This window comes from Methanofollis sp. UBA420 (genome assembly GCF_002498315.1).
In the GTDB taxonomy this organism is placed as follows: Archaea; Halobacteriota; Methanomicrobia; order Methanomicrobiales; family Methanofollaceae; genus Methanofollis.
This window is the reverse complement of sequence record NZ_DAGX01000005.1, coordinates 111,679-137,590: the sequence shown is the minus strand read 5'-3', so window position 1 is coordinate 137,590 and position 25,912 is coordinate 111,679. Positions and strand designations below refer to the sequence as shown.

General features: G+C 57.6%; 23 protein-coding genes and 2 tRNA genes. 13 read left to right on the top strand and 12 right to left on the bottom strand.

Going from position 1 to position 25,912, the window contains the following annotated elements:
* Window positions 1-43: 43 nt before the first annotated feature.
* Both BP869_RS06870 and BP869_RS06865 read right to left on the bottom strand, forming a co-directional pair.
* Entirely contained in the window at window positions 44-1,462 is a 1,419-nt protein-coding gene (locus BP869_RS06870; RefSeq protein WP_342678143.1) for a hypothetical protein, read from the bottom strand.
* A 256-nt stretch (window positions 1,463-1,718) separates the two neighbouring features.
* A complete protein-coding gene (locus tag BP869_RS06865; protein WP_342678141.1) occupies window positions 1,719-2,321 on the bottom strand; it encodes a PH domain-containing protein in 603 nt (200 codons plus the stop codon).
* Between the two features lie 179 nt (window positions 2,322-2,500).
* On the opposite strand from BP869_RS06865, the gene BP869_RS06860 reads away from it, so the two are divergent.
* The 5 genes from BP869_RS06860 (at window position 2,501) to BP869_RS06840 (ending at window position 7,660) form a co-directional block, all read left to right on the top strand.
* A tRNA-Ala gene (locus BP869_RS06860) sits at window positions 2,501-2,572 on the top strand.
* A 586-nt stretch (window positions 2,573-3,158) separates the two neighbouring features.
* Window positions 3,159-4,577, top strand: coding sequence for a hypothetical protein (locus tag BP869_RS06855; RefSeq protein ID WP_342678140.1), 1,419 nt, complete (start codon window positions 3,159-3,161; stop codon window positions 4,575-4,577).
* 266 nt (window positions 4,578-4,843) lie between these two features.
* Window positions 4,844-5,323, top strand: coding sequence for an ester cyclase (locus tag BP869_RS06850; RefSeq protein WP_342678139.1), 480 nt, complete (start codon window positions 4,844-4,846; stop codon window positions 5,321-5,323).
* Between the two features lie 522 nt (window positions 5,324-5,845).
* Window positions 5,846-6,475 (top strand): DUF47 domain-containing protein, encoded by a 630-nt coding sequence (locus BP869_RS06845; RefSeq protein WP_067049840.1) that lies wholly within the window; start codon window positions 5,846-5,848, stop codon window positions 6,473-6,475.
* A gap of 9 nt (window positions 6,476-6,484) precedes the next feature.
* Window positions 6,485-7,660 carry an inorganic phosphate transporter gene (locus tag BP869_RS06840; protein WP_067049843.1) on the top strand — a complete coding sequence of 392 codons (1,176 nt, stop codon included), beginning with the start codon at window positions 6,485-6,487 and terminating at the stop codon, window positions 7,658-7,660.
* Here the strand turns inward: BP869_RS06840 and BP869_RS06835 are convergent.
* The 3 genes from BP869_RS06835 to pyrH all read right to left on the bottom strand — a co-directional run bounded on the left by BP869_RS06835 (window position 7,630) and on the right by pyrH (window position 9,134).
* Window positions 7,630-8,274, bottom strand: a complete 645-nt coding sequence (locus BP869_RS06835; protein ID WP_342678137.1) for an endonuclease III — start codon at window positions 8,272-8,274, stop codon at window positions 7,630-7,632. The two genes, BP869_RS06840 and BP869_RS06835, sit on opposite strands and share 31 nt — an antisense overlap.
* Window positions 8,275-8,300: 26 nt before the next feature.
* Window positions 8,301-8,375, bottom strand: a tRNA-Pro gene (locus BP869_RS06830).
* 54 nt (window positions 8,376-8,429) lie between these two features.
* Window positions 8,430-9,134 (bottom strand): UMP kinase, encoded by a 705-nt coding sequence (gene pyrH, locus BP869_RS06825; protein ID WP_067049849.1) that lies wholly within the window; start codon window positions 9,132-9,134, stop codon window positions 8,430-8,432.
* 105 nt (window positions 9,135-9,239) lie between these two features.
* Between pyrH and amrS the strand changes: the two genes are divergently transcribed.
* Both amrS and BP869_RS06815 read left to right on the top strand, forming a co-directional pair.
* Entirely contained in the window at window positions 9,240-10,250 is a 1,011-nt protein-coding gene (amrS, locus tag BP869_RS06820; RefSeq protein WP_342678134.1) for an AmmeMemoRadiSam system radical SAM enzyme, read from the top strand.
* Window positions 10,234-10,737 carry a Mut7-C RNAse domain-containing protein gene (locus BP869_RS06815; protein WP_342678132.1) on the top strand — a complete coding sequence of 168 codons (504 nt, stop codon included), beginning with the start codon at window positions 10,234-10,236 and terminating at the stop codon, window positions 10,735-10,737. The genes amrS and BP869_RS06815 overlap by 17 nt, the downstream gene beginning before the upstream one ends.
* Here the strand turns inward: BP869_RS06815 and BP869_RS06810 are convergent.
* Together BP869_RS06810 and BP869_RS06805 are read right to left on the bottom strand one after the other, a co-directional pair.
* Window positions 10,724-11,149, bottom strand: a complete 426-nt coding sequence (locus tag BP869_RS06810) for a hypothetical protein (protein WP_342678130.1) — start codon at window positions 11,147-11,149, stop codon at window positions 10,724-10,726. The two genes, BP869_RS06815 and BP869_RS06810, sit on opposite strands and share 14 nt — an antisense overlap.
* A gap of 42 nt (window positions 11,150-11,191) precedes the next feature.
* A complete protein-coding gene (locus BP869_RS06805) occupies window positions 11,192-11,857 on the bottom strand; it encodes a flavodoxin family protein (protein WP_342678128.1) in 666 nt (221 codons plus the stop codon).
* A 214-nt stretch (window positions 11,858-12,071) separates the two neighbouring features.
* Between BP869_RS06805 and BP869_RS06800 the strand changes: the two genes are divergently transcribed.
* The 5 genes from BP869_RS06800 (at window position 12,072) to mcrA (ending at window position 17,223) form a co-directional block, all read left to right on the top strand.
* Window positions 12,072-12,248 (top strand): CxxC-x17-CxxC domain-containing protein, encoded by a 177-nt coding sequence (locus tag BP869_RS06800; RefSeq protein ID WP_083523494.1) that lies wholly within the window; start codon window positions 12,072-12,074, stop codon window positions 12,246-12,248.
* 643 nt (window positions 12,249-12,891) lie between these two features.
* A complete protein-coding gene (gene mcrB, locus BP869_RS06795; protein WP_342678126.1) occupies window positions 12,892-14,208 on the top strand; it encodes a coenzyme-B sulfoethylthiotransferase subunit beta in 1,317 nt (438 codons plus the stop codon).
* Window positions 14,201-14,728 carry a methyl-coenzyme M reductase operon protein D gene (mcrD, locus tag BP869_RS06790; RefSeq protein WP_342678124.1) on the top strand — a complete coding sequence of 176 codons (528 nt, stop codon included), beginning with the start codon at window positions 14,201-14,203 and terminating at the stop codon, window positions 14,726-14,728. Before mcrB ends, mcrD begins: the two co-directional genes overlap by 8 nt.
* A 17-nt stretch (window positions 14,729-14,745) precedes the next feature.
* Complete coding sequence (gene mcrG, locus BP869_RS06785; protein ID WP_067049869.1) at window positions 14,746-15,510, top strand: coenzyme-B sulfoethylthiotransferase subunit gamma; 765 nt, start codon at window positions 14,746-14,748, stop codon at window positions 15,508-15,510.
* 6 nt (window positions 15,511-15,516) lie between these two features.
* A complete protein-coding gene (gene mcrA / locus BP869_RS06780) occupies window positions 15,517-17,223 on the top strand; it encodes a coenzyme-B sulfoethylthiotransferase subunit alpha (protein ID WP_342678120.1) in 1,707 nt (568 codons plus the stop codon).
* A 529-nt stretch (window positions 17,224-17,752) separates the two neighbouring features.
* Here the strand turns inward: mcrA and BP869_RS06775 are convergent.
* From BP869_RS06775 to BP869_RS06760, 4 genes are all read right to left on the bottom strand, one after another.
* Window positions 17,753-18,241, bottom strand: a complete 489-nt coding sequence (locus BP869_RS06775; RefSeq protein ID WP_342678119.1) for a HEAT repeat domain-containing protein — start codon at window positions 18,239-18,241, stop codon at window positions 17,753-17,755.
* Between the two features lie 82 nt (window positions 18,242-18,323).
* Window positions 18,324-20,294, bottom strand: coding sequence for a PAS domain S-box protein (locus BP869_RS06770; RefSeq protein WP_342678117.1), 1,971 nt, complete (start codon window positions 20,292-20,294; stop codon window positions 18,324-18,326).
* 126 nt (window positions 20,295-20,420) lie between these two features.
* The gene (locus tag BP869_RS06765; RefSeq protein ID WP_342678115.1) at window positions 20,421-21,704 is read right to left on the bottom strand and encodes a GNAT family N-acetyltransferase; all 1,284 of its coding nucleotides are present in this window, start codon (window positions 21,702-21,704) and stop codon (window positions 20,421-20,423) included.
* A 78-nt stretch (window positions 21,705-21,782) separates the two neighbouring features.
* Complete coding sequence (locus tag BP869_RS06760; RefSeq protein WP_342678113.1) at window positions 21,783-23,336, bottom strand: MFS transporter; 1,554 nt, start codon at window positions 23,334-23,336, stop codon at window positions 21,783-21,785.
* 151 nt (window positions 23,337-23,487) lie between these two features.
* Here BP869_RS06760 and BP869_RS06755 point away from each other — a divergent pair, with 151 nt between their 5' ends.
* Window positions 23,488-23,877, top strand: a complete 390-nt coding sequence (locus BP869_RS06755; protein ID WP_342678111.1) for a PRC-barrel domain-containing protein — start codon at window positions 23,488-23,490, stop codon at window positions 23,875-23,877.
* Window positions 23,878-23,942: 65 nt separating this feature from the next.
* Here the strand turns inward: BP869_RS06755 and BP869_RS06750 are convergent, their stop codons facing one another.
* Window positions 23,943-25,724 (bottom strand): hypothetical protein, encoded by a 1,782-nt coding sequence (locus BP869_RS06750; RefSeq protein WP_342678109.1) that lies wholly within the window; start codon window positions 25,722-25,724, stop codon window positions 23,943-23,945.
* Window positions 25,725-25,912: the final 188 nt, after the last annotated feature.

The window sequence follows — 25,912 nt, the reverse complement described above, 5'->3', positions numbered from 1 at the left end:
TCGCCCACAGGCACTCATTGGGGGGAGGAGGCTTACGGTCAGGTCAGACACTGTTCAGCCGGTAATCATACCTTCCGCTGGCGATACGGTCCATCACGATCTCGTTTAGCCTGTTGAGGTGGCCCTCGGGAAAATACCCTGAAGTGATGCTCGAACTCCCGGTAGAAGAGAGCATATACACGCTCCCCCGGGAGACACCGAACACTCTGGCGATCGGGCCCTTTGCGATCCAGATCATCTGCACCTTATCATAGTTCATGACCGCGGTCTCGCGGTCGACGGCGCCGTTCACGAACGTGAAGAGGTTTTCACCGGCGTCAAACTCCGTGACCCTGAAGGAGACGTGCGCGGCATAGAGTGTCGCAAGGACTGCCAGCGCCGTACCCAGGGGCAGCATGCACTGCACGACCACGCCCGGGATGCCGGTGATCCCGGAAAGGGCGGCGGCCTCGGGGGAGACGTAGAGTGATGGGATGCACATCACCGCCGCCAGCACCAGGGACGCGACGACCGCCCGTATCTGGAGCACACTCTTTGCGCCTTCCGGCTGTCTCTCTGGATCGCGTTCATAGACGAACTCCGGCACCAGTTCCCGGAAGACTCTCTGCTGGGTCGCATCGTCTTTGAGCAGGCAGAGGACAGGGCGCGAACTGTCGTCACTCTCCGAGGCCAGTCCCACCACCTCGGCTTCGATGCACGACCGCCCCAGAATCCTGGCGGCGAGCGTGCTCTTGACGCGGACGGCGTTGATCCGTGAGACACTGAAAGAGGTCCTGTAGGTCCTGATCAGACCATGCTGGAGATAGATCGTGTCGCCCCGGCGGTAGACCTTGTAGTTGTAGTACCGGAACATCAGCGAGACCGATGGCATGATCTGGACTGTGACGAACATCACGAGAGAGACCATCGCCCCCGCACCCAACTCGACCTCAGTTACCATGGAGAGGTAGAGTTCAAAGACCGAGTAGGCCAGGAACATCGAGCCCAGTATGGTCTGGTAGGTCGAGACGCTGAAGAGTCCATGTATAATTACGTCCAGCGGAGTGAACGTTGCCAGGGACTCGATCGTCTCCTCCTCATCCGGGGAGATCGCATGGTCGTAGAGGCGCTGCGACATCTCGGACCTCAGCCTCTCAGCCACGTCCTGCCTGAACGTCAGGACCGCTTCCGGGGTCGTGGCGCTGGCCCCGGAGTTGATGTTGATCAGCACCTTCGATGTCCCAAACACCCTGTTTGCGATGTCCCGGTTCACGTTGACCGATGCCATCTTTGTGTAGGGGAGGGTCTTTTTCATCTGAAAGAGGGTGTCCCTCTCGACCACGACATCTGTCTCATTAAATTGGATGGTCGTCCTCTTCCACTGCCTGGAGTAGAAGAGTAGGAGGGCGATAGGAGAGAGCGCGAGTATACCCCGGACGGCGGTGCTGTCGATCCATGCACCGAGGAAAATCAGCAAGATCACTATTGAGAAGAACGTCCTGGCCGAATTTTCCACGATAATGCTGGGGTGACACCTGAATTTTTCGCCGGCCATGCTCCTTTCCTCTGAACACGGAGGTGCCTGTGGGGCGGCGCGTTCCTCATCCGCGTCGGGGAAGTCCTTTTCGCACTGCCGACCGTTGGCGGTCTGGTCGATAGAGGATGATTCCGCGTCTGTTCCGGTCGGGTGTAGCCCGTTTTGATTCTCCACTCTATTTTCCTCCAGATCTGCTCTCCACTCACTCATCCGCAGGCCCGGCGGTGGCGGTAGCGGGGGCTGGGGGCGTTTTGATCCTGTCCTGGAGCATGCGACCGATCAGTTTGTTGAGCAGGTCTGCGACCTTCTCCGCCTCCTCGATCTCCAGGTATTCGATGGTCGCATCCCCGCCTGCGGTGGTGATGGTGACATCCGCAAGACCGAGCAGGGTGTTGATCGGGCCGCGGGAGACTTCCACCTGGTGCACCCGTTCGATCGGCACCAGGATGTGCCGTATCACGAGGACTCCGCAGCGGACATCCACTCTGTCCTCGGTGATCTGGTACCTGTACCGGGCGTAGTAGACCGGCGGGGCCGCCGCGCTATAGAGCAGGGCGACCGCGAGGACCACCAGAGCGGCGTATTGAACTGGACCGTAGTACGGGCCCAGGAATTCCTGCGAAAAGGTCGTCAGGAGGAGATAACCCGCCAGGAGTACGGCGTATGAGATGGCATGCCCGATGTACATCGAGACCATGCACTTCCGGTTCAGCCTTCTGTAGACCTCGCCTCCTGCACCGGTCTCATGGACGGGTTCCTCTTCATCAACCGCAGGGTGCCCTCGAAAAGGGCCGGAAATCGGCATAGGTAGAGTTTTTCATTGTGCGCAATTGAAGGTATGGTCGGGAGGGGGTGGGCACCGGACAGGGATGATGCGCGGGACCGCGTGCTCTCCCGCCTCCAGGACCGTATGAGGGAGGGTTAGGGGAGTAGCCTGGCCCAATCTTTATTATGGGATCACGTTCAACAATATGAGGTAGCACTGGGCCGATAGATCAGGGGAAGATCGCTTCCTTGGCATGGAAGAGGCCGCGGGTTCAATTCCCGCTCGGTCCATCTCTGTTTTTGTGAAAATAACTATTGCAGATCGAATCTGGAATAGTCTCTCGTGTTAATGCATCGAGGAATCTGCTGATATTGCCGACGCGGTTTTTCAAGTGGTCGTGGACTTCCGGGGAGACGGCGATGTGCAGGCGTCGCCGGATGCGGGTTTTTGAGGATCATATGGCATTTTCTCTATCTCTTGTTTCCTGTTTGTTGCGTACGGTACGCACACTTACGATTTGTGTGGACACTCTGGTGATCATACAGAGGTGGTCAGAGGTTTTAGTGAAGGGGGTTACTGCATCGCGGGGGAGAGAGCGGGACTGCTGAGAAGGCCAGAGAGAGTGAAAGGCAGGGTGTGTCGTGACACATGCAGATACTTACCACGTCTGAAGTGAAGCACCATCGAGTGAATTTCCAAATTAATCGAGACATTCCAAACAATCTGAGATTTATTCCTTAGAATAGTACATTTTTGATGTGCAATGAAGGCCTGGAGGGTTTAAGGATGACGTTTTAAAAAGAACGGTGATGATATCGACAGGTCTATTACGCACCATATATATTATTGGTTTGGAAATACAATGGAGTATTGCCTATGGATAGAAATACTGATGTCCAATTAAAAATGCTCGAGGAAATAATTAGAGACGAATCGCCAATGCACTATTGTCAACCGGATGTAGATAAATATGATATCGCAAAATTTCTTCCCCAATCCGAAATTGATACTATAATCGAATATTTAAAAGGACCAGCAAAAGTTGGGATTTGGGGGATTAATACCACCCTAAATTTAAATGGATTTTATAAATATTTTAAAGAAAATTGTATGGATAATGAGATCCAAAAAATTGTGGAAAAATGGTATAGAACGGCTCCACATGGATTACGCCACGAAAAATTCTCAACTAACCAATTTATAAGAGTGAGTTTTATATTTTCACTTTTTTACTACATCCAACAAAAAGATAATGAAACCGTTAAAAAAACAATAGAAAGAGTTATTCGTCCCGATGATATGGAAATTATTCTGAAACTAAACCACGATACAATTAAAAAAGATTTTCAAAAAGCATTTAAGATATTTAATGAAGAAATTATTTTTGATCAATTTATCCCTATGGCCAATGATGGCAGTATATTTCTCTTCCTAAACCACCACTGTATTATCGAAAGGGATTATCTCGAATTAACAATCTATTCTACAGGTAAAGAGTCAATTGAAATTATGGTCAGGTTTTTTAATGAATTAAACCATATAGAACAAACAAAAATTTCAAGATTTTTCTCCCCATCAGAAGTAGCTTTCTCTGTGTATGTCCCCTATCTTGAACCGAACTTCAGACAAATTGTGTCCTCCAAGGAATTACAGGAAAAAATTAGTATCGCCATCTCAGAATTTAACCAAGGAAGTTATTCCCATTGTGTCAATACGCTAGGTATTTTTACAGAAAGTCTTTTGATTCAAATTTTTGAAACATTATTCAGACAAGAATTGAATAGAAAAATGCCTATGGGCGAGTTATTCTATTATATCCAAGAAAATGTTCAGGAAACAGTTAATCCACAAAAGGAGTCAAGTAAGGCAAACAGTGAATCTAATAATGCAAACATTGATAGATTATTTAGAGAGATTAAAGAAACTTCAACTCAGATAGGTAAAGAACCAAGTGAGAAAATCAATGAACAAGTCCTCAAAATAATCACAAAAGCAATTCAATATAGCAAAGTAGAAGATTATAACTTAAGGGAAATATTGATGCGCCATTTACAAAAAGATGGACGAATAACAATTTTTCCAGAGAGTAAATTAGCGAATTTCAATGAATTAAGAGAATATCGAAATGCGATTTCACATCGAAGTAAAATCCAAATTAACGAGTTTGAAGCGATTCGAAGTTTTTACTGCTGTATATCACTACATACATGGTGGATGGAAACGATAGATGCTATTGATTGGACTTCTCCAAAAGATGAAATTATTAAGAAACTTGTTGAATGTAAGATCGAATAATAATTATGATCCCATAACCCCCCATCACGGGCTGAGAAAAATAAGATCGCACATTTGTACAGGCACTCCGATGATCCTGCATCGGCAATTGGAGGTCTTAGGAAGATAGGAACATGCGCTCGCGGGGATTGAGGCTTTCGAGGCAGATCTCGAGTTCGAAAAGGTGAGAGAGCGAAGGCGCACGGCTGCCTGGCGGGAAAAATAGACGCTCGACAAGACGGCACCTTTTAAATAGGAAATAAATATTCAAGGAGAGGCAATGTTCCATGTCGTCGGAAGAGAATAAGGCGCTTGTCCGAAGGTTTATCGATGCCTATAATACGCGAAATCTGGATCTGTTCGGGGATCTGGTGGCACCGGATTATATCGACCACACTCATCAGCAGCGAGGTCTGGAAAGTTTCAGACAACTTTTTCAACTCGCCTTCGAAGGTTTCCCTGACTGGCATGAGAAGATCGAAGATATGATTGCCGAAGGGGACAGGGTATGGGTCTGTGTGAGAGCTACCGGGACCCATACGGGCAAATGGAATCTGTTCGGCGTCACATTGCCTCCTACCGGCAACAGGGTAACAATGCAGATGGTGTTCATCTGGCGGATCGCGAACGGCAAACTTGCAGAGGGATGGGAAATCGATAGCGATCTGGATTTCCTCAGACAACTGGGTGTGATCCAATACACGGAAAAAGGAAAGGAACTCTTTCCAGAGGACGTCGATTCTATAGAGAACGCTGTTGGGCAATAGTCTCTTAAAGACAACTGGTTGAAGAGATATCTCCAGTTTACACAAGGTTCCTCCAGTCCACATCCCTCTTCACGCATGTCGCCGATGTACGCCACAGTCCTGAACCCGATCTGGCCCTCCATCTCCTGCTCCCCGATGGTCGCGAGGAGGCCGTAGGCACTCAGGTTTTCAAGGCCATTTCCGGTCACACGGTCCGGGAGATGTCACCCCGAGAGGGGTCGTGCTACCTCAAGAATACTGTTCTTGACATTTCTTCTCCCGATCGCTGAGAATATCGGGACTTCAGGCCTAAAACGGGTTTATGACGGAAAAATTCCAGTGCCAGCGCATACTGCGTGGCACCGCATGTCCCCGCCGCGGCCGAGGTGCCCTGCGGCACAGGCCTGAAAGGTAATGATTCGTGTTTTACAGCATGAAAAACCCGGGAAAGCCAGGGGAATATCCCGTTACAGGCACCGCCGACATCCCCATACAGAAGGATGGTTTTTTGCCAGAAGGCAACTGATAGAAGATGGGTGTATTGTGGGTCTAAAGGAATGGATTGTGCCACAGGACAAGGCATTTTTCGACCTGTTCGAGAAACTGGCAGATACAGTCAATGATGGGGCGCTGCTCCTCAACGCGCTCGTCAACAACTACGTCGACGTGCAGAACCAGTGCCACAAGATGAAGCAGATCGAACACAAAGGCGACGAGATTGCGCACCAGGTCTACGAGCAACTCAACCTCACCTTCATCACCCCCCTGGAACCCGAGGAGATCTCGCGGCTCGCCACCGCCCTCGACGACATCCTCGACTACATCGACGGGACGACGCAGCAGATGTACGGTTACGGCGTCACCGAGGCCGACGATGTCATGAAAGAACTGGCGCGGCTCATTCTCCTCTCAACACAGGAGGTCCAGACGGCGGTACGGCTGATCCGGAAGATGGACGACCCCCGCACCGTCGAGAAGCACTGCATCGAGATCAACCGGCTTGAGAACCTTGCCGACGTCGTGCTCGGGAACGCGATCAAGGACCTCTTCGCCACCAACGACGCCATCACGATCATCAAACTCAAGGATATCTACGAGAACCTTGAGGTCGCCACCGACAAGTGCGAGGACGTGGCGAACGTACTCTCAGACATCGCAATTAGACATTCCTGAAGAGTGATCATGGAAGTCGTCATAATTCTCGGCATCATGCTGGCCCTGATGTTCAACTTCGTCAACGGCCTCAATGATGCCGCAAACTCCATAGCCACGGTCGTGGCGACCAAGGTGCTCTCCCCCTTCAAGGCCGTGCTCCTTGCGTCATTTTTCAATCTTGTCGGTCCGCTCCTCTTCACGACCGCGATCGCACAGACGATCGGGCGGGGCATCGTTGATCCCGCCGTTTTCACTCCTCATCTGATCCTCATGGCCCTGATCGGAGCGGTGCTCTGGGTCTTCGGGTGTTCATATTTCGGGATCCCGGTATCGAGCAGTCACGCCCTGATCGGCGGCATCCTCGGCGCCGCAACGGCGCGGGCAGGGATCGAGTCGATCCTCTGGCCATCGGAGATGCTCTTCGTCGAACTGGTCGTCATGGTCGTGATCGGGGCGATCGGCGGTATGGCAGCCGCAGTTTATCTTGCCCTCGCCACCGGCGAGGCATGGAACCGGTACCTGGCTATCGGCGCCCTCTCCGGCATCACCATCCTGATCCCGATTCTCGTGGCCACAGGCCTCCTCCCCATCTCCGGGATCGTCAGCGTCGTTGTCTTCATGGTTGTCTCCCCGATGCTCGGGTTCATGGTCGCCTATGCCTTCGGCGTCGTCATCATCAGGCGCCTCGCTCATTCAAACCCGCTCATCCTCAACCATGGCTTTAAGAAACTCCAGATCGTGGCCGCGGCCTTCCAGTCGATAGGTCACGGAAGCAACGACGCCCAGAACGCGATGGGCATCATCACGGCGATGCTCGTTGCCGGGGGTATCCTCACCGAGTTCGCCGTCCCCCTCTGGGTCATCCTCATCTCCTGCACCGCGATCTCCCTCGGCACCCTCCTTGGCGGATGGCGGGTTGTGGACATGATGGCAAACAAGATCACGCGGATGCGCCCGTACCAGGGTTTCTGCGCATCGACTGCGGGAGGGGCGGTCCTCTCCCTCGTCACCGCCTTCGGTGTCCCGGTCTCCACAACCCATGCAATGAGCGGGGCGATCATGGGCGTCGGGGCGACGAAGGGTTACTCGGCCGTGAAGTGGGGGATTGTGCGAGACATCGTGGCCGCCTGGGTCATGACCGTCCCGGCCTCTGCGGCGGTCGCCTGGGGATGTTATGTCGTTGTCGATATCTTCTTCCCCTGACCCTCATTTTTGAAGAACCGGCACCAGGGGACGAGCGGACAGACGTCGCAGCGCGGCCTGCCCGCAATGCAGACCGCACGCCCGTGCTGGACAAACAGGGCATTGACCTCGCCCCAGACTTCCTGCGGGAAGAGCGCGGTCAGGTCTTTTTCAATTTTTTCCGGGTCGCTCTCGTCGGTGAGGCCGAGAAGACGGGAGATCCGGCGCACATGGGTATCCACCGCGATCCCCTTGTCAATGCCGAAGGCATTGGAGAGGACGATGTTCGCCGTCTTTCTCCCGACGCCGGGGAGGGAGAGGAGGCCGTCGAGGGTCGCCGGCACCTCGCCCCCGAAGGTGTCGGTGATCTGTCGGGCGGCGCCGATGATGTGGCGTGCCTTCACCCGGTAAAAACCGGTCGGCCTCACGATGGCGGCGACCTCCGCCTCGTCCGCGGCGGCAAGGGCGGCGGGCGTCGGATACCGGGCGAGGAGGAGGGGGCGCACCGCCTCGACCGAGCGGTCGGTGGTCTGGGCCGAGAGGATTGTCAGGACAAGCACTTCAAAGGGATCGCCGTAACTGATCCCGTTCTCGATTGTCGGAGGATAGCGCCCGCGGAGGGCATGATATATCAAACAGGCACGTGATCGGTCCATAAAAGTGGGGTAGGGCAGATTCGAACTGCCGTCAAAGCGTCCCAAACGCTCTAGGATGGACCAGGCTACCCTACTACCCCGGATGCAGGAAATACTATCGGCGTCTTTCCTAAAATAATTATGGTGGTGGGGGATTAGAAGGGAAACAGGGTGCATGCGGTGTCGCTGACGACGGTACCCGTAAAGGTGCCCTCGCAGACCGCTTCGGAAAGGTTTTCCGGCCTCCTGCCGTCGATGACGACAAGGGGGATCCCGCAGCGCTCGATGATCTTGGCGGCCACGATATCGATGACCGTGTTCGACCCGGCGTCCAGGCGGGCTGCCGAGATGATCTCGAGGAGTTCCTGCGGGGTCATCCGGTCGTACCGGCGTGCGTGGGCGTCCTTCTTCGGGTCGGCACTGTAGATGCCGTCGACGGACGTGCCGTTGATGACCACGTCGGCACTCACCGTCTCGGCAAGCACGGCAGAGACCGCATCGGTTGTCTGACCGGGGGTAACGCCACCCATGACCACGATCTTGCCAGACTCGGCAAAGACTCTGGCCTCCTGATAGGAGGTGGCAACCGCGGGGTATGCGGCGTCACCGAGAGCATACATCAGGAGAGAGGCATTGATCCGGGTGATCATGATCCCGATCTCGTCCGATGCAGCCTCGTTGATGCCGAGGGTGCGCGTGACCCTGATATAGCGCCGGGCTTCGCCTCCGCCGCCGACCACGACAAACACCTGACTGCGGGAGGCCATTTTCTTCAATACCTCGACGTACCGGGAGATAGTATGAGATTCGAGGGAGGGCACCAGTATCGAACCTCCCAGGGAGAGCACGATCTTCGTCATGGTGATCTAACCTTATATGTTTAGGAATTACGCCCATATATCTTGTTGAGATCGGTCGCCCGGAGGCCCATACCTTTTAATGGAGGAAAACTCCCATGCGGGGGCATGCATGAGGCGCACCAATACGCACGGGTCGAGGGGGACACAGTCAGATGTTCACTCTGCGCTCATCGCTGTACGATCGCCGCGGGCAAACATGGAATCTGCGGGGTGCGGGTCAACGAGGGCGGCACCCTGTATGCGGCAAATTATGGCCTGGTCGCCGCAGAGGCGGTGGACCCGATCGAGAAAAAGCCGCTCTTCCACTTCCTGCCCGGTACCCTCTCGTACTCCCTCGGCGGTGTCGGTTGCAATTTTAGGTGCCAGCACTGCCAGAACTGGCACATCTCGCAGGCGTCCCTCGCCGACCTCCGGCTGATGGAGATCCCGCCCGCGACCGGGGTGGAGAGGGCGCTCGCTTCGGCGTCCGCGAGCATTGCCTGGACATACAACGAACCGACGATCTGGCACGAGTACGCCCTGGACATGGGAACACAGGCGCGGGCGCGCGGCCTTGGCACGGTCTATGTCACGAACGGCTACATCACGGAGGAGGCGCTCGACGAACTTGCGCCGATGCTCAATGCCTTCAGGGTGGACATCAAGGCCTTCACCGAGGGTTTCTACAAGAAAGTCTGCCGGGCAAAACTCCAGCCCGTGCTCGACGCCGCACTCGCCGCCCGCGAGCATGGGATGCACATCGAGACGGTGACTCTCGTTATCCCCGGCCTCAATGACTCGGAAGACGAGATGAAGGCCCTGATCACCTGGGTCCTCGACAACCTGGGGCCAGACACGCCGATGCACTTCACCAGGTTTCACCCTGACTACAAGATGCGCGACCTGGAGGCGACGCCCTTCAGGACTCTTGAGCGGATCTACAGGCAGGCAAAGGACCTCGGCGTGCGCTACCCGTACCTCGGCAATGTCCCGCCCGGGCCGTACGAGAACACGTACTGTCCCTCCTGCGGGGCGCTGCTCATCGAGAGGGCCGGTTTTTCGAGCAGGTTCGTCGACCTCGACGGGGACCGGTGCGGCCAGTGCGGGGAGAGGATCCCGGTTGTCAGGTCGGTCTGAGGGGCGGCCGCGCTTCCTCGCCGACAGGATGCTCGGGGTGCTGACACGGCACCTGCGGTTGATGGGGTACGACACCCTCTCGGCGAACGCCCTCACGCCGGGAAACCCGCGAGAGGACACGGTGCTCCTTGCCATCGCCGAGACTGACGGGCGGATCCTCCTGACGCGGGACGCCGAACTGGCGCGCCGGGCAGGGGGGCGGGGTGTGTACATCAGGTCGGCAGACGTCATGGAGCAGGAGAGGCAACTCGTGGACAGGGGCCTGATCAGGCAGGAGTTCACCTTCGACCGCTGTTCGGTCTGCAACACGCCCCTCCGTCCGGCGCAGAAAAAGGAGGTACTCGGTGCGGCCTATGCGCCACGAAAGCCGGAAGGGCTTTCTTTTTTCTGGTGCCCGATCTGTCGGCGCCTCTACTGGGAGGGGTCGCACACGGCGAGGATGCGGCGAGAGGTCGGGAAAAAAGAGGAGAGTTCTAGGCCTGGTTGAAGAGGACTTCGGTTTCGACGTGGTACTCACGGTCAGATTTCCCGGTCAGGCGCACGTCATAGATCTTCGTATCGCCAGGGACAAAACGCTCGATGGCAATGTTTTTTGTGTCGTTGACGGTGTTGAGTTCTGTGTCGACGAGCGTGACCACGACCACGACGCCGGTGGCCTCGACTGTGCCCGGGCTGGTGGCCTGTACTCGCGCCAGATAGGAAAAGGGTTTGTCGACACTATATTGCGGGGTGAGGCCGAGCACGCCGACAGTTATCGCGGGCTGATCGTCGCCTGTCTGCGGGAGGGCCGCGGTAACCACAGGCGTCACATCGGGCGTTACTACCGGCGATGACGTACACCCTGCCGCGAACGCGGCCAGTGCAAGGGCGATGAGAAGGAGGACGGGGAGGATACGCATGATACACATATCCTGCCCGAGGTCACTTAAACACTACGATATTTAATTCCTGTCCTGTGCAACCCAATGATCATACTGGTGCTTCCAGACATCTTTGTTGGCGAAGACCAGTGCTTTCATCCCTGCCGCCATCTCGGCGTGGAGTGCCTCCTGTTCAGGGTACGTGCGGCAGTCCGTGATCGCCGCGGCAAGGTTCTTCCCGAGCGCAAAGGCCTCTTTCTCGGTAGCGGCAAAGGCCTCAGGGCCTGCGACCATCACCGCGGCCGCCGCGCCGACCGTGTCGGCCCCGAGGACCTGGAGGACGTGGTTCAGGTACGTCGCAATATCGTCGGCACCGGCCCCCCCGGCGGTCGCAACGGCGCACCCGTACTTCCCGGCAAAGAACTGGCAGTGGACGGCGTCGGCCATCCGGTCGAAGACCACCTTCATCTGCGCGGAGACGTTGTCGATATAGTTTGGCGAACCGAAGACTATCCCGTCGGCTTCGAGCATCTTTTCGTAGAGGGCTGCAAAGTCGTCCTGCTTCGGGCACTCGCCCGTCTGATAGCAGAGGGTGCATGCACTGCATGGCCTGATCCTGAGGGCTGCGGCGTCGATGAACTCGATCTCTGCCCCGGCCTCTCGCGCACCGCGGAGCACGGCATCGACAAGGCGTCCGGTCATGCTCTCCTGCCCGCGAGGGCTCCCATTGATTCCCAGTATTTTCATACTTCTCTCAGCAAAAGATCGTACCCGAAGCCCTTGAGCATTTCGCATGTACGGTGCCGGATTTTATCTGCCTGCCACTATTATGAATTGGTCAATGTTATGAGACATATTTTGGGATTCCACACTCAGTTACATAATTTGAGAACGATGCATGGATATTTATACTGCCGGCCCTAACATATGCATGCAGCGTCAAAACTGCATAGGTAACATAATGTACGGCAACAGAGTAGGTGGCCCGAGGGACAACTTCTCCCGCGGTCCCCGTGAGATGTTCAAGGCAGTCTGTTCAGACTGCGGTAAGGAATGCGAAGTACCCTTCAAGCCGACTGAAGGAAGACCTGTGTACTGCCGGGATTGCCTCCCCAAGCACAGAAAGCCCAGATTCTAAACATTTTAAACATTTTTTCCTTTCATTTTTTCTGCATCGTCCACCGCCATCGTCAGGATCGTTTGTATCGTCAGGTGCCTGTTCTGGATCACAGTCTAGGAGTCCACGCTATCTCCCTCATGGCCCCGGCAATCCGGCGCCACACCTCCGAAAGGTCATTATATCATATCGTCCCATTTTAAAGGCAGTTCTTCTCCCTTGATAGGATTGAGCCCATTTAAACGCCCGCCCGCCTCCCGAATGACCCGGTTCCGATCATGATGGCAATCTCCGGGATCGCGTAATATTATAGATAAATATTATCCTATGATAATTAATTTACTTTTATTCCTATTTTGTATCTAAAAATGAACCTATGAAAAAGCCTATCTAGATTGAAACCGGATATATTTGATGTATATCTATATTGGCCATCAAGATGACCTCAAATTAATATTACTTAATTATAATATTCTATTTTAATGTATAACACAATGTTAATTTACTAAAAAAAATTAGGAACGTTTATATGCGCCTTCCAGAAAAGATATAATGTCCCTATTCGGGGCTTGCAGTAGAGACTCTGGAGAGTTGCATCTGAAAAACCGGGTGAAATTCTCCATGAAGAAACATTCCTGCACAAAGGGTAAAAGGATGAACTGATATGGCAGCATATTCAGAAACAATCGATCTCTATTCAGATGACGGTAAGCTGCTGAAAAGCGGCGTTACCCTCGACAAGATCAGCCCGCTGGTGAACCCGGCGACCAGCAAGATCATCGACCTGACTAAGAGAACGATTAATGTCAACCTTGGGGGCATAGAGCAGGCTCTCAAGATTGGAAAGCTCGGTAAGGGCAAGATCAGGGGACGCGAACTGAACCTCCCGATTATGGAGAACAAGGACGCCATCGTTGCCAGGATCAAGGAAATGGTCCAGGTCGAGGAGGGTGACGACACCAACATCCTCGAGTTCAACAAGGGCAACCTCCTTCTCGTTGAGGTTCCGAAGAAGCGTCTCGTGAACGCCGCCACGTACGACGCAGCGATCACCGCCGTTGCCGCAGCGACCACCTACGCGATCGTCGACCAGTTCAATATCGACGCCTTCAACGCCTCCACGGTCAAGGCCGCCTGCTGGGGCGCCTACCCGCACACCATGGACATGCAGGGTGCCCTTGTCACCTCCATCCTGTCCATTCCGCAGAACAACGAAGGCATCGGCTTTGCTCTCCGTAACGTCCCGGTCAACCACTTCGTCATGATGACCGGCAGAAACTCCCTCCAGGGCGCCGCCCTTGCGTCGACCCTCGAGACCGCCGGTGAGTTCGAGATGGGCCAGGCAATCGGCGCATTCGAGCGCAACCAGCTCCTCTGCTACGCCTACCAGGGCCTCAACGCCAACAACATGGTCTACGACCTTGTCAAGGCAAACGGCGAGACCGGCACAGTCGGTTCCGTCGTCCAGTCCCTCGTCGAGCGTGCGATCGAAGACAAGGTCATTGCACCGGGCAAGAAGGGCGGGTACTTCCAGTTCTACGACACCAAGGACCCGATGCTCTGGAACGCCTACGTCTCTGCCGGCTCCCTTGCAGCCACCATCGTCAACTGTGGTGCAGGCCGGTTTGCCCAGGCAGTCTCCTCGACCCTGCTGTACTTCAACGACCTCATCGAACACGAGACCGGCCTGCCGTCCTCCGACTTCGGCCGCATGATGGGTACCGCCGTCGGTTTCTCCTTCTTCAGCCACTCGATCTACGGTGGCGGCGGTCCGGGCATCTTCAACGGCAACCACGTCGTGACCCGCCACGCCAACGGCGTTGCGATCCCGTGTGTGGTCGCCGCAGCCTCCCTCGATGCGGGCACCCAGATGTTCGCACCTGAAGGCACGTCCAAGATGATGGGCGAGACCTACGGCAAGATCGACGTCTTCAACAAGCCGATAGACCAGATCGCCAAGGGCGTGGATCTGATTGCCTGAGTCAGCCTTCCCCCAGTGCAGGATCGTTCCCCTCCGTCTCCTGTCGCCCCAGACGACAGAAGGCCTGCTGAGCCAGGTCGCGAGGGTTCCGGGAATCCGCCGGATCGTGATCAACGGTCCCGGCCTCCCGGCCATTGTCCCGTACGGCCCGGCCCGCGGTCAGGCCAATCCCAATACCAACAGGCGGACGATCCAGGTCTGTGGCGCCGAATTCGAGATGAAGATCCAGACCGGCACGGTCACCCTTGAAGTCGAAGACGACGAGGTGATCGCAGTAGTGCAGGCAATGTGCGACGAGTTCTTCACTGAAATCCCGTACACCCTCCAGAAAGGCCGGTTCATGAAGAGCACTCCGACCCTTGTGGACTATGCAAAATATGGTCCCGAGACAAACGAACTCGTCATCGGACTCGTCGATCCCAGAAAGAAAGACGGACCGATCATCATCCCGATTCCCACCCGCCCGGAGCAGGGGGAAGACTGTCAGGATATCTCCAGACAGAATATACACCAGATTTAACCGATTGAGGTGACAAAATGGCATACACTCCACAGTATGGTCCGGGAACTTCTATCGTTGCCCAGAACAGGCGCAACCAGATGAATCCCAACTACAAACTCGAAAAACTCCGTGAGGTCACTGACGAGGACGTCGTCCTGGTCCTCGGCCACCGCGCACCCGGTGCGGCTTACCCGAGCGCCCACCCGCCCCTGGCCGAGCAGCAGGAGCCCGCAGACCCGATGCGCAAGCTTGTCAAGCCCACCGAGGGCGCAAAGGCCGGCGACCGTGTCAGGTACGTCCAGTTTGCGGACTCGATGTTCAACGCCCCGTCCCAGCCGTACCAGCGGACCTACGCAGAAATGTACCGCTTCCGCGCCATCGACCCCGGCACCCTCTCTGGCCGCCAGATCGTCGAGTGCCGCGAGCGCGACCTCGACCAGTACGCCAAGACCCTGATCGAGACCGAGATGTTCGACCCCGCCCTCGTCAGCATGCGTGGTGCGACCGTGCACGGCCACTCCCTCCGTCTTGCAGAGGACGGCATGATGTTCGACGCCCTTCAGCGCTGCGTTCTTGGTGAGGACGGCGTTGTCCGGTACGTGAAGGACCAGGTCGGCGTTCCCCTTGACCGTGCGGTCGAGGTCGGCAAGCCGATGGACGCAAAGTGGCTCAAGGAGCACAGCACGATCTTCCACTCCCTTGTCGGAACTGCGCTCCGTGAAGACCCCGAGTACATCGAATACCTCCAGCGCATCCACACGCTGAGGACCAAATACGGTTTCATGCCCAAGGAGGAGTGAATAGCGATGGCAAAGATTGAGAGAGCACAGAAACTGTTCCTGAAGGCACTCAAGGAGAAGTTCCAGGGACAGGATGTGCAGTCTGAGAAGACTGAGTTCTATAACTTCAATGGCGTTCGCCAGTCCCCGAGAAAGTGCGAGTTCATGAAGGAGTCCCGCGCCGTCGAGATGCAGCGTGGTATCTCCATGTACGACCCCGAGCGCTGCCACCTTGGCGGTATCCCGATGGGCCAGCGCCAGCTGATGACCTACGAGGTCTCCGGCACCGGCGTCTTCGTCGAGGGCGACGACCTGCACTTCGTCAACAACGCTGCCATGCAGCAGATGTGGGACGAGATCCGCCGGACTGTTATCGTCGGCATGGACATGGCCCACGCCACCCTGCAGAAGCGTCTTGGCAAGGAAGTCACTCCTGAGACGATCAACGAGTACCTCCACATCCTCAACCACGCGATGCCCGGCGGCGCAGTCGTCCAGGAACACATGGTCGAGACTCACCCGGCCCTCACCGATGACTGCTACGTGAAGGTCTTCACCGGCGACGACGAACTCGCCGACGACATCGAGCCCCAGTTCCTCATCAACATCGAGAAGCTCTTCCCGAAGAAGCAGGCCGAGGACCTCAAGGCCGAGGTCGGCAAGTCGATGTTCCAGGCAATCCACATCCCGTCCATCGTCTCCAGGACGTGCGACGGCGGTACGACCTCCCGCTGGTCTGCAATGCAGATCGGTATGTCCTTCATCGCTGCATACCGCATGTGCGCCGGTGAAGCGGCAGTCGCCGACCTCTCCTTCGCTGCAAAGCACGCCGGTGTCATCCAGATGGCATCCATCCTCCCGGCCCGCCGTGCACGCGGTCCGAACGAGCCCGGCGGCATCAAGTTCGGCCACTTCGCCGATATGATCCAGGCCGACCGCAAGTACCCGAACGACCCGGCCAAGGCCTCCCTCGAAGTCGTCGGTGCAGGCTGCATGCTCTTCGACCAGATCTGGCTCGGATCCTACATGTCCGGCGGTGTCGGTTTCACCCAGTACGCGACCGCCGCGTACACCGACAACATCCTCGATGAGTTCACCTACTACGGTATGGACTACATCAAGGACAAGTACAACGTCGACTGGAGAAACCCGTCTGCCGATGACAAGGTCAAGCCGACCCAGGACGTCGTCAACGACATCGCTACCGAGGTCACCCTCAACGCCCTCGAACAGTACGAGCAGTTCCCGACCATGATGGAGGACCACTTCGGCGGTTCCCAGCGTGCCGGTGTCATGGCAGCAGCCTCCGGTCTCTCCACCTCGATTGCAACCGGCAACTCGAACGCCGGTCTCAACGGCTGGTACCTCTCCATGATCATCCACAAGGATGCATGGTCCAGGCTCGGCTTCTTCGGCTACGACCTGCAGGACCAGTGCGGCTCGGCAAACTCCCTCTCCATGGAGCCCGACCGCGGCCTGATGGGCGAACTCCGTGGCCCGAACTACCCGAACTACGCCATGAACGTCGGTCACCAGGGCGAGTACTCCGCTATCGTCGCCGGTTCCCACTACGGCCGCGGCGATGCGTTCTGCCTCGAGCCCCTGATCAAGATCACCTTCGCCGACCCGTCCCTGAAGTTCGACTTCGCCGAACCCAGGCGCGAGTTTGCAAAGGGTGCGATCCGCGAGTACATGCCCGCGGGCGAGCGCTCTCTGATCATCCCGGCCAGGTAAGATCCTTACCCTGCCTTTTTTTTGCACGTCCCTCTGCAAAATACATCAATCGTGATCTGCGCCATACACTCTTCCGCATACACTGTTGCGTGAAGCGCCTTCACGCACGTGGGGTTTGTGGCCCGATTCATAGACAATATCACCCCGAATTTCTTTTTTTTTGTGATATATCCCGAGATAATATATCTCCTGGTTTGATATCTCTCGGGGATATTGCTCCGCACACGCCGGTGGGGAGGTACCTGAAATGACCGGGTCTGTATGGCCGTGAAAAGGGATTTGTAGAGAGAGCCTCCATACTTCGATCCCTCGGTCACCCCTCTGAACAGAAGGGTGAGTGTCGTCGCGGTCCACAGGTTCTTCGTACTCCCTCTCCATCCACTTCGGTCCCGTACCTCCAATCCCCCTTCTCAGGATCTCTGCCCCGAACAAAAAAACTCTCCAGGTTTCTCTTCGGGACGTGATCGCTCTTATGCGAAAGTTTCTACAAAATCGGGAAAACAGCACGTCTAACAGAGGCAGGAGGGGTTCAGGTCCCCTCGAAGGCCTCCATCACCATTCCCTGGTAGTCCTCGCCGTGCTCCGCGTACTGGCGGTTCACCTCGGCGATCCCCGCAGGGTCGCCAAGTTTAAGCAGCGCCGCCGCTGTCAGGACGCGGCAGCAGACCGACTGCTCCCGGCGAAGGAGGTCGATCAGGTGCGGCACGGCTTTCTGATCTCCAATATCGGCAAGGGCCCAGATGGCAGGGTTCGTGACCCCGTCGCCGCCGCCGCCGGTGGCGACTGTGATCAGCGGGTCCACGGCGTTTTGTCCCAGGCGGGCAAGCGCCATCGCCGCCCTCCAGCGTCCGGCGCCCGTTCCCTCCCTGAGGGACGCAACCAGCGGGCCGACGGCCTCATCGCCAACCGCCCGGAGGTCGTTCATCGCCCGGAGACTGCTGGCGATATCACCGTTCTGCACGACATCCAGCAGTCCGGCCAGATCCATTCCGGTCTTTCCTTCTGTGTTGTGTTCCATTGCGGCACCCCCCTATGCCACGGCAGACCCTTCGCCCCCGGAACACATAGAGATTTACGAACCCGTTGTGCATGGCATAGATTTATCCGGAGAATTTTTTCGGCCCCTGCCTCCTTCTGAGGCTGGCAATCTCGGCGAGGAGGACGCCATGGATGCGTTCGGCCTCGGAGACGTCCTCGCAGGCGACATAGCGGGTGCTGTCGCTGAGCATCACCGGCCTGAAGAGGACGGCCTTTGTCCTGCAGTCCCGGCACCGCACCCTGAAGAACCGCGGTCTGACTTCGCCGGTGCCGGCAGTGTCGAGGTCTGATGTCCAGGCCCTGACAGCCTTTTGCCGCTCCGCAGGGTCAGGGAAGGCGGTCCTGAACCAGGTGTCGCAGTCAGGGATATCATCGAGGGTGTACCCGAAGACTGCGGTGAACTTCCTGTTCAGGAAGAGGATATACCCCTCCCTGTCGATGATGGAGACCGGATAGGGCAGAAGGTCGATGATGTCCCGCAACCGCCTCTCGCTCCTCTGGAGACGCTCCCCGGTGAACTGCCTGCTGAGAGCGATGGACGCCTGTTTGACGAACGAATAGACCACTTCCCTGTCCCGGAGTTCGCGATCCCGGCGCAGGAATATCGCGATATTCCCGAAGAGTTGCCCATCCCAGAGGAGCGCAAACATGCACGCCTTACCGAGGTCGCCGCGGCCGACGATCTCCCTGCAGACATCCTCGGGGATCCGCCCGAGAGTGATGACCGACATCGGCATGCCCCCATCGCCGGGTTCGCGGGAGAGGACATATTCTGCCGTCCCTTTATCCACCAGGACCTTAATGTCCTCAAAATACGGGGACGAAAATACTTCGACGAAGGGGAAGGACATGCCAATCACATCCTCCCCCACGACCTCTTTCATCTCGGCCCTGAAGCGTTCGTCCATCAGTGCCCGCAGAGAGAACCGCCCTTCGTCCTCGTCGTAGGAGAGTACGGAGACGCCCGCCCCAGGCACGAGTTCGGAGATCCTCCGGGCGATGAGTGCGTAGATGTCGGCACCGGGCGGGAGGTTGACGAACTCCATCGCCGTCCGTGCCAGGAACTCCATCTTCTGGAGGTACTGGCGTTTCTTCTCCTCCAGGTGCCGGGCCGCCGTGATGTCAGTCCCCGTACCCTGGTATTCCCTGAGCGTCGCTTCGCCGTTGACGATTGCACGGACTGTCCAGGAAAACCAGCGGGTCTCCGCGGAGGACTGCATGGCGACCGGGATCTCAAGGGTGCAGACCGCGTTATCGGGGCCAAGGTCGCGGAGTTTTGTCTCGATCCCTTTATGGAAGGATGGGGGGATGAACTGCCACAGGGTCGTGCCGGCGAGGTCCTCTTCACTGACGTCGAAGGTCTCGCAGAAGGCACGGTTCACGAAGATGATCCTCCCGCCGGGGAGGAAGCGGCAGAGAGGTTCTGCCTGGTCCTGTACGATGGCCCGGAACTTCGCCTCGCTGAGCTGCAACGCCTGTTCATACTGTTTTCTCGCGGTGATGTCCTCGAGGACGACGGTGCACCCCCGCTCACCGTCGTCGAAGACGGTCGGGATCACCTGCATACTGAAGAAGAACTCCCCGTCATCCAGCCTGCAGGAAACATCAGTGTGGACCTGCTCACGCCTGACATCCCGGATGGTCCTCAGCACCCCTTTGTCAGAGATGATCGGGAGGGGAGCGTCCTCGATATGCAGCCCGATAACTGCCCTCTTCTCCACGCCGGCAAGGTCGAGAAAGCGGTCGTTGATCTGGACGATCCGGAAGGCACTGTCGAGGACCAGGATCATGTTCCTGGTGAAACAGAGGAAGGAAGAGAGGGGGACGCGCTGGGCGATCGCGTAGACCTTCGCATTGCCGATGACCGCCGCATCGACCTGCCCCGCAACCCGCAGCACCTCAAGGTATTTCGAGACCGAGTTCCGGTTGATCCGGGTCTTTTTTGCGACCTCGGTGATCGTCATCCCCCGCGGCCTGAGTCTCAGCGTCCTGAGAATGCGGGACGCCGTGTCCTGCTCCTCTTTCGCCTCCATGCCCACAACTCCGGCCAGCATGTATCGGTCAGGCACGATATATTTGTCCCCGCCACGGGACAGGAGGGAAAGAGCCTCAGGGCACCCTGTACCAGGCACATGAACAGGCGAAATAGGGCAGAACCTTTACCCGCTCATCCTCTTCATCGGGCAGACATTCGTGCCCTTCAGGTTCCCCAGCGCCCACGCGTATCTCTGCCGGATCGACGCCGGCAGTTCTTTTTCTTTGATGGGCACAAAGCCGAGGGAGGCGTAAAAGTTCACGAGAGGCACAACCGCATACATATACAGCACCTCCGACCCGCAGGCCGTGACCAGACCTTCCATGGCCTTCCGGGCATATCCCTTCCCCCGGAATTCTTCCCAGGTGAAGACACCATCGACCTCGCACCCGTCAGGGTGGCGTTTGCACCGTGCGACGCTCACCGGCGTGTCCTCGACGAAGACACAGAAGATCCGGTCCGTCGCCGGGTCTGACTTTGTCGCATGGTAGTCGAGCCAGATCTTTTCTGCGAGGTAGAACTCGTCGACGCCGAGTTCCCTGACCGAGACAGTCAGGTGGATCTCCGTGCAGGCGACGAGGACCGGGACTCTCGTATGAAGTGTCACCTCAGACGTGGTGGCGCCGAGCGGCACCTGCCTGAGATAGTCCATCTTTCCATACCGCGACATCATGATCATGCCGACCTGCTCGTCTGTCGCGGCATCGCAGATCTCCCGGCATGGCCTGCCGAAACGGATGAGTGTCCGCACAGGGACACCGGCGCGTTCGAGGGGGGAAAGGGCCCGGTCAAGCCCTGTCTCGACCTCGCTGACAGTCCTCTCCCGTGCCGCCTGATCCCCCTCGACCTTCCTGATGACATGGAGGAGGACGACCTCGCCGATGCCCGGCATCCCTGCCAGGAGGTGCAGGGTTTCGTTGGCAGGCCGGGAAAAGTCGGTCGGAAACAGGACCTTTGAAAAAATGTCCTGCAGTCCGGCAGGGGCAGCGATCCATCCTGACCAGACGGTTTCGGGCGACCTCATGATGAGGACGTGCGTCCTGCTCCGGGTCAGGACGACCGTCGCACCGCGGCCGAGGAGCGATCGGCCTAAAAATCCCCTGCGTGCCCCGATAACGATCAGGCTTGCACGCTCCCGTGACGATGCCGCAAGGATCGCGGCAGGGATGCTATCACCGGTCAGGTCTTCAGCCCGCGCCGTCACGACGGCCGCGGGGTTCAGCGCGGCGAACGTTTCTTTCTGGCTGTCCAGTACAGATTGCGCCCTCTCCCGGTCGGCGGCCGCGGAGAAATGGATGAGGTGAACACGGCCGATGCCGGGAAGTCCTGCAATAGTGCGGACGATGGCGTCGCTCAGGGGCGAAAGGTCGGAGGGGATAAGAACGGTTTCAAAGAGGGACGACGTCATGGTGCCTGCTCTCGAACGGGATGAGTTAGGAGGAGGATGCAGGTGCCCGGTATATCCCTCATTGTCGGTTCTGGGGGGTCATGTTTCTTTCTCCTTCCTTCCGGCAGAGGGAGTGATGAAGAGGCCCGCGATAAGACCGAGGACGAGGATGACAGATATGGCGTCGAAGGAGGAGCGCATCGCTCCGCTGACCGCCGCATCGACGATCGCGTCCGCCTCGGAGACGCGGTCCTCCGGGATGTCGGGCGGCGTCTCCCCTCTCTTCATCTTCTCGGCCCACTTCATCAGTTCATCTGCGATCTGCTCCTCTGACGCTCCTTGCCCGAACGTCGACCCGGCAATACCTGTCACCAGGCCTGAGATGATGGAAAAGAGAAGGACGACGCCGATAATAGCCGTCCCGAGAGACGTTCCCATCTGCTTGGACGTGTTCAGGATGCCGGAGGCGTCGCTCTCCTGCTCTTTCGACGCCGAAGAGAGGGTGAGGTTGGTCACCTGCGAGAAGACGATGCCAAGACCGATCCCGAAGATCATCGAACCCAGGACAATTTCGCCGGGCGCCATCGCTGCGGAGAAGATGCCGCGGAGCATCACCGACCCGAGAATGGAAACGACAAAACCGAGAAAGATGAGCGTCCTCGGGGTCGCCAGAGTGGAGAGCCGCGCCGCCATCACGGAGAAGACGAAAACGGCGACTGACATGGGCAGGAGGGTCAGCCCGGTGCTGAAGGCGTCGATGCCGGTGACGCTCTGGAGGAAGATCGGGATGATGAAGAGAAAGCCTGCAATGGTGATGCTCAGGACGGTACTCACGACATTCCCCGCCGTAAAGATCCGGTTCTTGAAGAGGCCGACATCGGTGAGGGGCATCTCCCCCCGCTCCTGCCGGTGTCTCTGCCTGAAATAAAAGACGAGGAGGAGGAGGACACCGGCACCGATGATGAAGGGGATAGCGCCCCAGAGTTCGGGGACTCGGACGATCAGGATGCCGAGGACAATCGACCCGAGCCCCCCGAAGGAGAGGAGCGTCCCTGCGATGTCGAGGTCACGCCATGCGGCGGTCGGCTTCGCCTCGGTGAGGAGGTACGAGAAGAGGAGGACGACGATGACGACCACGAGTTCCAGGCGGAAGGCCCAGCGCCAGCTGTAGAACGCGGTGAGGTAGCCACCGATGATCGGCCCGAAGGCCATACCGGCCGCCCCGACACCACCCCACATGCCGAAGGCGAAGGCCCTCTCGGCCCCTTCATAGGTAGCCGTGATGAAGGTCGTCGTCGCCGGGAGCATGAGGGCGGCGCCGAGGCCTTCGAGGATCGACCACCCGACAAGCAGGGTGAGGATGTCCTGGCTGATCGAGGCGGTGAAGGTGCCGACGCCGTACAGGGCAAGGCCCACCAGAAACACCTTCTTCCTCCCCATGACATCCTGGAGTTTTCCGCCGATGAGCATGAAGGAGGCCATGATCAGGGCATATATGGAGATGACCGCCTGGATGGCCGGGACGGCGGTGTCCAGGTCGATCACGAGGGCCGAGATGGAGACGTTCATGATAGTCGTGTCGATGACCATGATGAAGATGGCCATACAGATGATGGTGAGGACGCCCCATTTCGCGTTGCCATTCCCTGACATCAAAATACACCCCCTCGACCGATCCTGGCGCCCCGGTAGATAATACTATGCAGGTGCCACCCGACCTGACACAATCTTCTTATCTCCCCATGACAACAGGGGCATCATCCTACGGACGGCCAAGGTCGGCCGCAGAGGGGGGGAAGAGAGTATGGCTTTTGCAAGCCCGGTAACGGTTGTCTATCCGAGGATGGAGTCGCTCGACAGGATCCTCGGGAGTTCGGTAAAAAATGCGACAGGAGATCATCTCGGCGTGATCCATTCCCTGATGATCGATACGGCCTCGGGGCTGGTCACCTTCGGTGTCCTCTCTTCGGGCGGGATCATGGGCCTCGGGGAGAAACTCTACCCCGTGCCCTGGCAGGCGCTCTCCCGAGAGCCGAAAGAGGACGAATATACCCTGAAGATCCGGAAAGAGACGTTTGAGACCGCTCCCAGTTTCGACAAGGGTCACTGGCCGAAGTCCGACGACCTTGCGTGGTTCGAACGGGTGTATCACTTCTACGGGGTTGAACCGGCCTGGGAGACCAAAGTTATGTAAACCGTCCTGAGGGGGGGGGCATGAGCGCCCCTGCCCCACAGAGATTTTTTTCCTTTTTTTAGTCCTCACGGGAAGATCAGGATCGTGACGCCGAGGCCGATGAGGTAGGCGAACGGGTAAAACCATACCATCACCCGGTCGATTCTCTCAGCGACCTCTTTCTGCTCGATAGTGGCAAGCCATTTCAGGTACAGGTTGTAGATCACGACAATGCCGCTGACGATGAAGGTGGTGATCAGGACGGAGTCCAGGAAGGTGCGATAGCCGAGGCGCGGCAGGTCGCCTGCGATCGTGAAGTTGAAGGCGATGAAGAGAAGGAGGTTAGCGCTCGCCACGTCGGCCCTCTTCCCGTAGTCCTTGAGAAGGAAGGTAACCCAGGCAAGGAGGATCAGGATGAAGATCGGGGCGAAGATCCTGAGGAGATAGTAGGTGAGGTGACGTTTTGCCTCGAAGTCGAAGGAAAAACGGGAGAAGGTGTTCTCGATCCTGGTGGAGGTGACATTGGTCCAGTACCGTGTGATGTACCACTCCTCCTCGCCGAGTTGCGTGCCGACGACGGTCCGCCCCTCCCAGTCGGCGTAGAGGAAGTACTCCTCGGGATACAGGGCATCGATTCTGAGGAAGAAGTGCTGGGTGTCGAAGGGGAAGTTCCGAAAATTGAAGTCAGGCGCCTGGAGGGTCACCCAGAAGCGCTCGAAGTAGGTGGCCGTGCCGTCGGGGCGGATCTGGATAAGCCTGTTCTGGGTCCAGCGGTTCCCCTGCTGGTTGTTGATGGTGAACTCGGGCCACCGCGTCCCTTCAGCCTTGACGAAGTCTTCGATGCTCCGGTAGATCTTGAAGGGGCAGTTGCAGGTGTCGGGGCTGAAGGCGAGGGCCGGGTCATTCCATGTGAACATGATGTTCGCAACGACGCCGTAGTTCTCGCTCTTCTGGTCGACGTCTGTGATCTGGTCCAGTTCGACGGCGGCCTTCACGATGATGGGCTGTTTTATGACGGTCCTGCCGCCGGGCTCGGCCGTTCCAGTGAGGACGGCAGGTTCGTTGAGCCCGACGAGGAGGCGGTAGGTGCCGTTTGAGGCGGGGTCGGCCGCAGGATGGCGAAGGACGGTCAGTCTGCTGCCGCCGGTCTCCGAGTCGGCGGTGTACTGGAGAGAGGCGTTTTTCCCTGGTGCGAGGAGGTTGGCACTCCTGACGGGTTTGTCGCCATAGTCGGAGAGGACGAGAATGGGGGCGATGTCGTCAGCGGGTGTCTCGATGTAGGCATAGATGGTGTCGCCGGGGAGGAGGTCGGTGAGGATGGAGAATGTCGAGGTCCTGTTCTCCGAGAGCGTGCCCGTCACCTCGGCCACCCCGACGCGGCCGGTCAGTCTGTCGGGAACGGCGATCTCGGCCCCCTCTGTAGAGGGTGCACCGGGGGGAGCGTTGACCCCGACGGTGAGCGTGTAGTCGCCGAAGGTGTCCCCCGTGGGGGTGCCGGCGGCGAGGAGGACGTAGTCGCCGCTCTCCGACACCTTCCAGGTGAGTGCGGCGGCATATCCGGTGCCGCTGTCGTCGTCCCAGGCATAGAAGAGCTCGTCGGCGATCTCGGGAATGGCGACCAGGGGGTCTGTCGCACTGGCGAGGGCTGTCTCGACCGTCCGGTTGTATCTCTCCCTGAATCCTTCCTCCAGCACTTCAGGCCCGCCGATGGCGATGAAGGGGTCGAGGTTTCCGGAGGTGCCGTTCATCATCACTGTGAGGGTGTCGCCGGCCTGAAGGTTGGGGAGGGTGTAGATGGCGATCGCGTCGTTTTCGATCGTGCCGGTGAGGATCTGGACCTCGCCGCTGCCATCTGCAGGGGCGCCCATGGCTGGGGGGACTGTCAGAAGAGCAAGGACCACGGCAAGGCAGAAAATGATACTGCGTATGGCCCTCAGGTCGGCCGCGATACCCCCCGTCATGGGGAGAAGATACGGGGAGGGGTATTAAAATCTATTCCTCCCCGGCGAGAATCCGGGAGGATAGGAGACCTTTGAGAGTGACAGGGAGAGGATAC